The sequence below is a fragment of the Kribbella sandramycini genome (genome assembly GCF_013131805.1).
Lineage (GTDB): Bacteria > Actinomycetota > Actinomycetes > Propionibacteriales > Kribbellaceae > Kribbella > Kribbella sandramycini.
Map to the genome: position 1 here is coordinate 36,316 of NZ_JABJRC010000013.1, position 11,543 is coordinate 47,858.

At 68.1% G+C, this 11,543-nt stretch carries 11 protein-coding genes and 1 tRNA gene; 10 read left to right on the top strand and 2 right to left on the bottom strand.

The window, feature by feature from the left end; translation table 11 throughout:
• Positions 1–47: 47 nt before the first annotated feature.
• A complete protein-coding gene (locus HPO96_RS39795) occupies positions 48–1,322 on the top strand; it encodes a helix-turn-helix domain-containing protein (protein WP_171678799.1) in 1,275 nt (424 codons plus the stop codon).
• A 112-nt stretch (positions 1,323–1,434) separates the two neighbouring features.
• Here the strand turns inward: HPO96_RS39795 and HPO96_RS35165 are convergent.
• Together HPO96_RS35165 and HPO96_RS35170 are read right to left on the bottom strand one after the other, a co-directional pair.
• Positions 1,435–1,507, bottom strand: a tRNA-Thr gene (locus HPO96_RS35165).
• A gap of 18 nt (positions 1,508–1,525) precedes the next feature.
• On the bottom strand, positions 1,526–2,680 hold the full coding sequence (locus HPO96_RS35170) for an MFS transporter (protein ID WP_171678800.1): 1,155 nt from the start codon (positions 2,678–2,680) through the stop codon (positions 1,526–1,528).
• 60 nt (positions 2,681–2,740) lie between these two features.
• On the opposite strand from HPO96_RS35170, the gene HPO96_RS35175 reads away from it, so the two are divergent.
• The 9 genes from HPO96_RS35175 (at position 2,741) to HPO96_RS35215 (ending at position 11,525) form a co-directional block, all read left to right on the top strand.
• Positions 2,741–4,096, top strand: a complete 1,356-nt coding sequence (locus tag HPO96_RS35175) for a pyridoxal phosphate-dependent decarboxylase family protein (RefSeq protein WP_171678801.1) — start codon at positions 2,741–2,743, stop codon at positions 4,094–4,096.
• Between the two features lie 25 nt (positions 4,097–4,121).
• On the top strand, positions 4,122–4,409 hold the full coding sequence (locus tag HPO96_RS35180; RefSeq protein ID WP_171678802.1) for a DUF4287 domain-containing protein: 288 nt from the start codon (positions 4,122–4,124) through the stop codon (positions 4,407–4,409).
• Between the two features lie 9 nt (positions 4,410–4,418).
• A complete protein-coding gene (locus HPO96_RS39800) occupies positions 4,419–5,159 on the top strand; it encodes an RNA methyltransferase (protein ID WP_171678803.1) in 741 nt (246 codons plus the stop codon).
• A 202-nt stretch (positions 5,160–5,361) separates the two neighbouring features.
• Positions 5,362–6,213, top strand: a complete 852-nt coding sequence (locus tag HPO96_RS39805; protein ID WP_171678804.1) for a DUF11 domain-containing protein — start codon at positions 5,362–5,364, stop codon at positions 6,211–6,213.
• 156 nt (positions 6,214–6,369) lie between these two features.
• The gene (locus HPO96_RS35195; protein ID WP_202886809.1) at positions 6,370–7,989 is read left to right on the top strand and encodes a type 2 periplasmic-binding domain-containing protein; all 1,620 of its coding nucleotides are present in this window, start codon (positions 6,370–6,372) and stop codon (positions 7,987–7,989) included.
• Between the two features lie 32 nt (positions 7,990–8,021).
• A complete protein-coding gene (locus tag HPO96_RS35200) occupies positions 8,022–8,903 on the top strand; it encodes an ABC transporter permease (protein ID WP_171678806.1) in 882 nt (293 codons plus the stop codon).
• The gene (locus HPO96_RS35205; protein ID WP_171678807.1) at positions 8,900–9,775 is read left to right on the top strand and encodes a carbohydrate ABC transporter permease; all 876 of its coding nucleotides are present in this window, start codon (positions 8,900–8,902) and stop codon (positions 9,773–9,775) included. Before HPO96_RS35200 ends, HPO96_RS35205 begins: the two co-directional genes overlap by 4 nt.
• A gap of 20 nt (positions 9,776–9,795) precedes the next feature.
• Positions 9,796–10,788 carry a LacI family DNA-binding transcriptional regulator gene (locus HPO96_RS35210; RefSeq protein WP_171678808.1) on the top strand — a complete coding sequence of 331 codons (993 nt, stop codon included), beginning with the start codon at positions 9,796–9,798 and terminating at the stop codon, positions 10,786–10,788.
• Positions 10,785–11,525, top strand: coding sequence for an aminoglycoside 3'-phosphotransferase (locus tag HPO96_RS35215; RefSeq protein WP_171678809.1), 741 nt, complete (start codon positions 10,785–10,787; stop codon positions 11,523–11,525). The genes HPO96_RS35210 and HPO96_RS35215 overlap by 4 nt, the downstream gene beginning before the upstream one ends.
• Positions 11,526–11,543 lie beyond the last annotated feature (18 nt).

The following is an 11,543-nucleotide window of genomic DNA, read 5'->3' on the forward strand; positions in this document are numbered from 1 at the left end:
TGAGTCGGTGGGGTGGGACGAAGGCCGATGCCGAGAACAAGTTGCGGGTGGCGCTCAAGGCGCGGCAGCGGATCGGCGACGCCGGCGGGCTGAAGTCGAGTGATCGGGTTGGGACGGCGGTGGAACTGTTTCTGGCGGACGTGCAGGATCTGATTGCCCAGGACGTGTTGGCGCCGAATACTTATCAGACCTACCGGTACCAGTACGACAAGAATCTTGCTCCGCGAGTGAGTGAGCTTCGGCTGGATGAGCTGACGACGCCTCGGATCAACGGCGTGATCAAGGCGATCAGAGACGAGGTCGGCGCAGCGACGGCGAAGACGTGCCGCACGATCGTGAGTCGAACGTGCGCGTTGGCAGTGACACATGGAGCGCTGACCGCGAATCCAGTGCGCGAGATCACGATCCGTGCGACATCGAAGAAGAAGCCGCCTCGGGCACTGGAGGGCGACGAGCTCGACCAGTGGTTTGAGCTGCTGTCGAAGGACGAGCGTGCAGTCCGGGCTGATCTGATCGACATCTCGAAGTTCATGGTTGCCACCGGTGAGCGGATCGGCGAGACGCTTGCGGTGACGTGGCGCGATGTGAATTTGGAGACCGGTGAGGTCGACTGCAGCCACCAGATTCAGCGCGTGAAGGAGCGCGGACTCGTGCGACGGCGGGTGAAGTCGGTCGCGGGTGATCGAGTCCTAGGGCTGCCACCCTGGGCTGTGGAAATGCTGGAAGCTCGGTGGAGTGCAGGGATATCGCCGGACGCGCCGATCTTCCCGGACTCCAAAGGGGGATTCAGGGATCCTCACAATGTGCAGAAGGCGTTGCGGGATGCGCGCCGGCCCGTCGGCAGCCAGCGACGACTGGAGTTGGGAAAGCGGCTTCGTGACCACCGGGTGGCCGCCGGGCTCACCCAGGTGCAGGCGGTAGAAAAGCTCGGCTGGAGGAAGACCCGGATCAGTCTCCTTGAGACCGGTCGCGTCAGGCTCGCAGTAGAAGAAGTTCAGAGTCTCGCCAGCGCCTACAACCTCAGTCGCCCAGATCGGACGGCTCTCCTGGAGCTGACAGAACTAGCTGGTCTGCGGTCGCTGGCCGACGAACTCGAGTGGGTGACCGCGCACTCGATGCGGAAGTCGACGGCGACGATTCTCGAGGATGCCGGGCAGACGCCTCGGCAGGTCGCAGACCAACTCGGTCACGCGCAAACCTCGACAACAGTCGACGACTATTTTGGGCGTCGCCGGCGGAATCCGGATGCGGCTCAACACCTCGAAGCCGCGATGCGGGACGTGCATGAGCGGTACCAATCGCCCCGTGACCCGGAGCTCTGAGGGTCACTGAGCTCTGGTGGCGAACGTCGAGTGATCCGACGCAAAACCATGCTTTTCCCATGCCTGCTCACCGCTATGACGATCAGCGAGCACTTATATTGCGAGGTCAGAGAGCCGACGAGGGGACTCGAACCCCTAACCACCGCTTTACAAGAGCGGTGCGCTGCCAATTGCGCCACGTCGGCGGGTGATGCGGGGACAGTTTAGCGGGTGGTGGGGGTGAGGTGGTGGCGGAGGGTGTGGGCGCCGGGGAGGGCCAGAAGGGGGAGGAGGGTGAGGAGGAGGAAGGCGGGGAGGGGGTGGTTGACGAGGAGGCCGGTGGCGGTGGCGGCGAGGAGGCCGCCGGCGTTGCCGGCTAGCCAGATGAGGCTGGTGGCGGTGCCTTCGGAGGTGGTGGAGCGGCGTTCTACGAGTTCGAGGACTACGGGGAGGGCGGGGAGGAGGAGTAGGCCGATGAGGGTGATGGTGATCAGGGCTGTGGGGGTGGAGGGGGCCAGGGCCAGGGTGAGGAGGGCGATGGCGGTGAGGGCCAGGGCTGTCAGGAGGTAGGGGGATTCGGCGTGGTGGCGGGCGGTCCAGATGGGGATGAGGGCGCTGCCGAGGACGCCGGCGATGACGTTGAGGAGGAGGATCAGGCTGGCGGTGGTGTTGGGGATGCCGGCTGGTTCGAGGAGGGGCTGGGCGAAGGTGCTGAGGGCAACGAAGACGCCGAAGGGGAAGGTGGCCAGGAGGGCCAGGCGGCGGATCAGGGGGTCGGACCAGGCGGTGCGGAGGGCGGCGAAGGTGGGTTGCGTGGTCGGCTCCGCCGAGCCGGGGTGTCGGAGGGCGACGGCCAGGACGGCGGTGGCTGCCACGCAGAAGCCGGCGGTCGCCAGGAGCATGGTGTGCAGGTCGGCCGCGGTGGGGAGGACGGCGCTGAGCAGGAAGGCCAGGAGCATGCCGGCGAAAATGCTGGCGGTGCCGATGGCGACGCCGGTCGGGCGGGATTTGACCGGCAGGTAGCGGGTGGTGATGCCGGTGACCGCGTTCAGGACCAGGGGCTGGGCGATCGAGGCGATCAGTTGGCCGGCGAGCAGCCAGGCGAAGGTGTCGCCGCCCAGCCGCACCAAGGCGCCCAGAGTGGTCAGGACGGCGCCCGCGAGCAGGGCTGGTCGGAACCAGCGGTCCAGCAGGAGACCGCAAGGGATGGACAGGACGACGTACAGCAGCGGGAAGACCTGCGCGAGCCAGCCGATGGCGGTTTCCGAGACGGCGTAGTGGATCGCCGCGACAGTGGTGACGCCGGCGAAGTTGAGCCAGACGAGCTGGGTGGCGGCGCCGACAAGTGAGTAGCCGGCGATGGCGGACCAACGGCTCATACGAGTTCCTCCCCAGCAGATTGGCGGCACTGTACGCCGGAATCGGCGTACAAAGGAGCTATGCAGCCGGATTGGGAGGGCCCGCTCGGCGAGGCCTACGCGCGAGCGATGACGTATCTACAAGGTCTGCCGGTACGGCGGGTCGGCGCATCCGTGACGGCGGACGAACTGCGCGCACGGCTGGGCGGCCCACTGCCGCACCAACCGGCCAACCCCGTCGACGTGGTCACCGATCTGGCCGAAGGGGTTGAAGGCGGCCTCGTCGCCACGGGGAGCGGGCGGTTCTTCGGGTTCGTGATCGGCGGCGCGACCCCGGCGTCCCTCGCGGCCGACTGGCTGGCGACGGTCTGGGATCAGAACGCAGGCCTGTACGCCGCCGCCCCGGCCGCGGCCATGGTCGAGGAGATCGCCGCGGGCTGGCTGGTCGAGCTGTTCGGGCTGCCGAAGCAGACCTCGGTCGGGTTCGTCACCGGCGGGCAGATGGCCAACTTCACCGCACTCGCCGCCGCGCGGCACGCCGTACTCCGAAACGCCGGTTGGGACGTCGAGGTCGACGGCCTGGTCGGCGCGCCGCCGATCCGCGTGCTGGTCGGCGCTGAGCGGCACGACACGGTCGATCGCGCGCTGCGGTTCCTGGGGCTCGGGACGCGGTGCATCGTGCCGATCGCGGTCGACGGCCAAGGCCGAATGCGCCCGGACGCCCTCGCAAGCGAGCTCGGCCACGGGCCGACGATCATCTGCGCGCAGGCCGGCAACGTGAACACCGGCGCGATCGATCCGCTGGACGAGATCTGCGCGCTGTCCGGCGACGCCTGGGTCCACGTCGACGGCGCGTTCGGTCTGTGGAGCGCGCTCACCCAGCCGATCCCCGGGCTCGCGGAGGCGGATTCCTGGGCGACGGATGCGCACAAGTGGCTCAATGTGCCGTACGACTCGGGTCTGGTCTTCTGCGCGCACCCCGAGGCCCATCAAGCCGCGATGGCGGTCCGCGCGGCCTACCTGATCCACGACACGGAGAAGCGCGACCCCCTGGACTACAACCCGGAGTTCTCCCGCCGGGCCCGGGGCTTCGCCGTGTACGCCGCCATCCGCGCGCTCGGGCGCAGCGGGATCACGGAGCTCGTCGACCGGTGCCAGGCGATGGCCCGGCGGTTCGCCGAGCAGCTCGAGCCCTATGTGCTGAACGAAGTCCGGCTCAACCAGGTCCTGGTGAGCTTCGGCCCGGAGACCCCGCAGATCGTCCAGAGCATCCAGGAAGAAGGCACCGCGTGGATGTCGGGCACCACCTGGCAGGGCAAGCCCGCGATGCGGATCTCGGTCTCCAACTGGACGACGACCGCGGCGGATGTCGACCGCTCGGTGGAAATTGTCCGCAGGTGTGTCGAGAACCGGCGAGCCCGCTCGACGCAGGGGTGACAGCAATCCTGACGAAGGAGACACCATGTCGTTCCAGGCGTACTTGGACAAGATCGAGGAGAAGACCGGGCTGACCCCGCGGGCGCTGGTCGAGCAGGCGCATGCCAAGGGGTACGCCGACGCCAAGGCGACCGTGATCTGCGATTGGCTCAAATCCGACTACGACCTCGGGCGCGGCCACGCGATGGCGCTCGTGCACGTGATCAAGAACGGCCCGACCATCTCCGACAAGCACGTCGGCCGCTCCGGTCCGCACGGTGACAAGTCGAACACCCTGTGGCTGGATGGCAAGGCGACCAACCCGCTCCAGTAGGTTAGGCGGGTGGACGGGAAGAAGTCGCCGCGGGACAAGTGGATCACGATCTTCGGGCGCAAGCCGGTGCTCGAGGCGCTGGACGATCCCAAGTTGTCGGTGGCGAAGGTGGTTGTCGCCGACAATGCGACGGGCGGTTCGCTGCAGGAGATCCTGCGCGCCGCCGACCGGACCGGTACGCCGGTGGAGCGGGCGACCGCGAGCCGGGTGAAGTGGCTGGCCGGGAACGGCAAACACGACCAGGGCGTCGTCGCGGATGTGAACGCGCCGCGGATGACTCCGCTGGAGGAGTTCGTCCGCGCCCGCGGCAAGCGGCCGACGAACGTCTTCCTGCTCGACGGCGTCACCAACCCCGGTAACGTCGGCATGATCCTGCGGACGGCGACCGGCGCCGGCTTCGACGGCGTCATCCTGCCCCGGGCCGGTACGCCGCATGTCGGGCCGCTCGTCATCAAGGCGTCGGCCGGGGTCGCGTTCCAGGCGCCGATCGTGAACACGTCGACGGCCAGGACCGCGGTCGACCTGCTCCGCGAGGCCGGCTATCACGTCTACGGCCTGTCCGCCCGCTCGCGGGACTCGCTGTTCCGGACCGAGCTGGCGCCGCGCGCCGTCTACGTGCTCGGCGGCGAAACCAACGGCATCACCGTCCAGACCGACTCGGAGCTGCAGATCCCGCTGCACGCCGGCGTCGAGTCGCTGAACGTCGCCGTCGCCGCCGCGATCGTGGCGTTCGAGGTCACGAACCGCTGACACTCACCAACACTGCGGAACGGCGTCGGCGCACGCCTGGCGGAGGGCTCGCAGCCGCCCGCCGGGGAGGTTGGTGAGTGCTGGCGGTCCGCTCAAACGGCTGATTCGAGTAGTTGTGCGTCCTGGGCGCGGGCAGCATAATCTGCTGCATCGCCGTTCAGGCGGTGGGGGAAGTATTCAGTCGAATAGTGGGGGGAATACCGTGCGTGCCGCGAATCTGCTTCGTGCTGCGCTGGTGACGATCGTCGCCGGCGCCACCCTGATCGCTCCGGCGACGGCGATGGCTGAGGATCCGCCGACCAGTACGGTCACGGCCAGCCAGACCCAGCTCCAGCCGGGGACCGTCTTCACGGTCCACCAGACGCTGTTCAACAAGGAGACCTTCACGCTCGTCGGCGCGAAGGGCGCTCTGTACTCGAAGGACTCGATCCTGCTCGACCGGGTCACGCTGCTCTCGTGTACCGGTAACTGCTACGAGTACGACGGTCACGTCCGCTCGTCGTTCGGCGACCTGGAGCCGGGCGGTTCCCGGGAGGTCACCTACACGCTGAAGGTGATCGACAACCCGGTCTTCGGGGCGTGGATCCTGCGTACCCAGCTCGTCGGCGAGAACTACTCGTTCGACATCACCTCCGGCCCGGACATGGTGATTGGCAACCCGCCGGCCAGCGCGGCCGACATCGCCGTCTCGCTGACCGGCTCGGTCCAGGGCGGCGCGCGGTCGAAGATCACCTACACCGCGACGATCAAGAACAACGGCCCGGGCGCCGCGTCCGGGATCAACGTCGCCGCCGCGCTCCCGTCCAACCTGACGTACGTCGGGACGAACGGCTGCACCCGCGTCGGCACCACCCGCAACCTGAACTGCGCGGTCGCCTCGCTCGCCAGCGGCGCGAGCGTGACGCGCACCTTCACCGGTGAGACCGGGATGCTGGCGACGGGTTCCTTCGTCGGTACGGCGCAGCGCACGGCCAGCTCGCCGGCTGACCCGGTCGCCTCGAACGACAAGGCCACCCGCAGCTGCTCCGGCCTGCTCGGGATGGTCCGCTGCTGAGCTGAGCACCACCTGACCGGCGGTCGCCAGGGGTTCACCCCCGCTGGCGGCCGCCGGTTCTGTTTGTCCCTTGCCAGAGACGGGTGCCGTGATTTACCGTCCGGGTTAACGTTTAAGTGAGCGTTAATGAGCACTCTACTGTGGCTTGGAGCAGCTATGATCAGTCGGCGGCGATTTCTGCAGGTTTCTGGGGCGGCGGTGGTCGCCGGGAGCACCTTGGCCGGTTGCGGTGACGGGGGTACCGCGAGCGGTGGCGCGAAGGCGTCCGGTGAGCTGAAGCTGCCGACGTACCGGCCGTTCGCCGGGCTGCGGCCCGATCTGGCCGGGGCCGAGACCGGGCTCGAGCCCGGGTTCCTGCAGTTCCCGGCGGACGCCGTGGCCAGCGTCAAGGCGCCGCCGCTGAAGAACGCCGTCACCGCGCTGACCGAGACGTTCGCGACACCGCCGCCCCCGATGGGCAGCAACCCGATGTGGCAGGCGCTGAACCAGGCGCTCGGCGCGGAGCTCAAGCTGACCATCGGCACCGATCCGGGCTATCCGGAGAAGTTCGCCACGCTGCTGGCCGGCGACTCGCTGCCCGACCTGATGTGGCTGCCGCCGAACCAGGGCATCCCGAACATCGGCCCGATGCTCGAAGCCAAGTTCCAGGATCTGACCAAGTACCTGTCCGGGGACGCCGTCCTGGAGTACCCGAACCTGGCCGCGCTGAAGCCGGCGTCCTGGCGGACGGCGGTGGTCAACGGCAAGATCTGGGGCGCGCCGATCCCGTCGACCCCGTTCGGCCAGGTGATGATGGGCAACCCGCGGACCTGGGCCAAGGTCGGCGGCCTGCAGAGCACCAGCGCGGACGAGTTCTTCGCCAAGTGCAAGGAGCTCAGCAACGGCACCAACTACGCGCTCGAACCGGCGATCATCAACATGCTGCACATGTTCGGCGAGTGGTTCGGCGCCCCGAACGGCTGGCGGGTGAACGCGGACCGCTCACTCACCCACCTCTACGAGACCGACAACTACCGGGCCGCCGTCGAGTACGCCGCCAAACTCTGGGCCGCCAAGGTCTTCTACCCGGACCTCAACCTGGCCGACGCGACCCCGAAGACCGTGAACGGCCAGATCGCCGCCCAGGTCACGGTCGGCCCGCGCGCCACCGCCGACTTCCGCGCGCTCGACCCGACGCTGTTCGTCGACACGCTGATCCCGTTCGGGCATGACGGAAAGGCCAAGCCGGTCTACGACATGGGCTACGGGACGGTCGGGTTCACGCCGTTCAAGAAGACCGACGAGGGCCGTATCCGCGAGCTGCTCGCGTTGATGGACTACCTGTCGGCGCCGTTCGGCACGAAGGAGTACCTGCAGAAGAACTTCGGCGTCGAGGGTCAGCAGTACCAGCTGGACGCGAAGAAGAACCCGGTGCTGACCAAGGCCGGCACCCAGCAGGCGCCCGGTCTGGTCAGCGCGCTGACGATCATGAACTCGCCGGAGAGCGTGATCTTCAACCCGGCCTTCCCGGACGACACCCGCAAGATCCACCAGACCGAACAGGAGCTGCTGAAGTTCGCGATGCGGAACCCGACCGCGGGCACGTACTCCGACACCAGCAGCAAGGTCGGCCCGAAGCTGACCGCGGCGTTCCGGGACACGATCGTGGACATCGTCACCGGCCGGCAGCAGATCGGCGCGTACGACGAGGCGCTGAAGCGCTGGAAGTCCGGCGGCGGTGACAAGATGCGGGACGAGTTCGCCGCCGTGCTGCCGGCGAGTGTGCCGGTCTCGTGAGGTTCGCCGAGCGGTGGCGCCGGGACTGGCAGATGGTTCTGCTGATGGTCCCCGGCGTCGTCTTCCTGCTGCTGTTCTTCTACCTGCCGGTGCTCGGGAACGTGGTCGCGTTCCAGGACTTCCAGCCGTACCTCGGCATCATGCACAGCGAGTGGAACGGCCTGCAGAACTTCGTCAACCTGTACGCCAACCCCGACTTCTGGGACGCGTTGCGGAACACGCTGATCCTCGCCGGCGTCCAGTTGCTGCTGTTCTTCCCGGTCCCGATCGCACTCGCGCTGATCGTGGATTCCCTGGTCAGCAACCGGATCCGGCGCTGGTTCCAGACCATCGCCTACCTTCCGCACTTCCTGTCCTGGGTGCTGGTGGTGACGCTGTTCCAGCAGTCGCTCGGCGGGGCCGGGTTCGTCAACAACCTGCTGCGGCAGGCCGGGCTGGACCCGATCCCGTTCATGACGAACCCCGACACCTTCCCGCTGCTCGTCGTCGCGCAGCTGGTCTGGAAGGACGCCGGCTGGGCGATGATCATCTTCCTGGCCGCGCTCACCACGGTCGACGTCTCGCTCTACGAGGCAGCGGCCGCGGACGGCGCCGGCCGCTGGCGCCGGTTGTGGCACATCACGCTGCCCTCGCTGCGCACGGTGATCGTGCTACTGCTGATCCTCCGGATCGGCGACATCCTCAGCGTCGGCTTCGAACAGTTCATCCTGCAACGCGACTCGGTCGGCCCCGGGGCGGCCGAAGTACTGGACACCTTCACGTACTACGCCGGCGTCGTCGGTGGTGACTGGAGCAGCGGGGCCGCGGCCGGGCTGGCCAAGGGCGTGGTCGGCGCCCTGCTGTTGTGGGGCGCGAACTCCCTCGCCCATCGCCTCGGCGAACCCGGGATCTTCCAGCGGAGGGGCAGCTCATGAGGCCGGTGTGGAAAGAGAAGCCGGCCCCGGCGTACCAGGCGATCAAAGCCGTCGTCCTCGGCGGCTTCGCGCTCGCGATCGTCATCCCGATCCTGGTCGTGGTCTCGACGTCGCTGGCCAGCGATCAGGACATCATCGACGCCGGGGGCTACGTGCTCTGGCCGTCGCATCCGACGCTCAAGGCGTACGAGACGTTGTTCAGCGGCGGGCTGATGGGCCGGGCGATCCTGGTCAGCGTCTTCGTGACGCTGGTCGGGACGGCGATCGCGCTCGCCGTCACGATCGCGCTCGCGTACGCGACCTCACGGCCGGTGCTGTTCGGGCGACCGGTGCTGCTGATGGTGCTGTTCACGTTGCTGTTCGCGCCAGGCATCATCCCGATGTTCCTGGTGGTCAAGCAGCTCGGTCTGCTGGACAGCCTGTGGTCGCTGATCCTGCCGGGCGTGCTCGGCGCGTTCAACTTCGTTGTCCTGCGCACCTTCTTCATGAATGTGCCGGGTGAGCTGCTGGAGAGCGCGCGGATCGACGGCGCCGGCGACTTCATGATCCTGCGCCGGATCGTGATGCCGCTGTCCAAGGCAGTGATCGCGGTGGTCGGGCTGTTCTACGCGGTCGGCTTCTGGAACGCCTTCTTCAACGCGCTGCTCTACCTGAACGACACGTCGAAATGGCCGGTTCAGGTCATCCTGCGGACGTATGTCCTGCAGGGTAAGTCGCTGTCGGCAGACCAACTCGGCGTCGAGCCGCTGCCGCAGCCGCAATCACTGCAGATGGCGGTCGTGGTCGTTGCCCTGGTCCCGATCGCGATGGTCTACCCGTTCTTGCAAAGGCATTTCACCAAGGGCGTCATCACGGGCGCGGTCAAGGGCTGATTTCTGCAAGAATCGTCCGTATGTCGATACCGGCTGATCGGCCAACCCTGCGGATGGTCGCGAAAGAGGCGGGAGTCTCGGTCGCGACCGTCTCCTACGTGCTGTCCGGGCGTCATCGCAGTCACACCATCAAGGACTCCACGGCCGACCGGGTCCGCGAGGTCGCGAGCCGGCTGGGCTACCGGCGGAACGACGCCGCCCGCGCGATCCGGACCGGCAAGTCGGATCTGGTGCTGCTGTCGCTGAACGTGCTGGCCGACCCATGGTCCCAGGCCGTCGCGTCGACCGTGAGCGCCGCCGTCGCCCCGCTCGGCAAGACCGCGCTGATCGTTGCCGACGGCGACTGGCGGACCGTCCTGGCGAACCGGACGCCCGATGTGATCTTCATCGACAGTGTCGGCCCGGAGGCCGAAGAGGTCGCCGAGCTGGAGACCTTCGCGGCGCAAGGCGTCCAGATCGTCGCCTTCGGCGAGACACTGGAGCCGCGCGGGTTCGACGTGATCCGCAGCGGGGCCGAGCCGCGCTGTCACCTGGCCGTCGAGCACCTGCTCGCCCAGCACGACCGGGTCGGCGCGCTCACCTCGCGCACCTCCGGGTTCGCCCGCTTCGACGCCTACCTGAACACGCTGAAGGCAGCCGGCAAACCGATCGTCGACGCCGATATCGAGGTGTTCGAGCGGCATCCCGAGGGCGCCTACCGGGCCGCGATGACCCTGCTGAGCAAGCCCGACCGGCCGTCCGCCGTTTACTGTACGACGGACTTCGCCGCGATCGCCGTCGTCCGGGCCGCGCACCGGCTGCGGATCGACGTACCGCGCGACCTGGCCGTGGTCGGCGTCGGCAACACCCCCGAAGGCGAGCATCTGGATCCGTCGCTATCGACCGTCGGGCCGGTCGGTTTCAACGAGGCGCTGGCCCGGATCATCGTCGGCCGGTTGACCGATCGGGAAGGCGCCGACGGGCAGGTCTTCGACTTCCCGTGGCAGCTGATCGTCCGGGAGTCCTCGCGATGAGGCCGAGCGGCGCCGGGTGGGAGCCGATCGATGTCGGCGAGTCGGGCGCGGCGGTGTATCGGCGAGGTGACGTGTTCGCCAAGTGCAGCGCGGATATCGCCGAGCTGGCGGCGGAGCGGGATCGCATCGCCTGGCTCGCGGGGACGCCGGTGCCGGGCGCATCCGTCGTCGATTGGCAGGAGTCCACAGGCGGCGCGTGTCTGGTGACGAGCGCGGTCCCGGGCGTGGCGGGGGTCGACCTGCCGGCGTCCTCGTGGTTGGGGGCGATGGAGAGTCTTGGACGCGCGATGCGCGAGCTGCACTCGTTGCCGGGCTGCCCGTTCGAGCGGCCGCTCGCGTCGGTGATCGCCGGCGCGACGGACGTCGTCCGCCGGGGTGCGGTGAATCCGGAGTTCCTGACCGACGAGTGGCGGGCGGTGACCCCGGAGTCGCTCCTCGACCGAGTGGTTGCGGAGAGCCCCTATGTCGAGTCGGTCGCGGAGCCGGTGGTCTGTCATGGGGATGCCTGCCTGCCGAATGTGTTCTTCGACCCGGTCACGCTGCGGGTGACCGGTTTCATCGACCTCGGCCGCCTCGGCGTCGCCGATCGGTACGCCGACCTGGCGCTGACCACGATCCAGCTGTACGACGAGTGGTCGGTCGACCCCGGGCCGTTCCTGGCGGCGTACGGGCTGGTGGAGCCGGATCACCGGCGACTCGACTTCTTCCGGCTGCTGGATCCGTTGACCTGGGGCTGAACCGCCGTACCGTGGGGG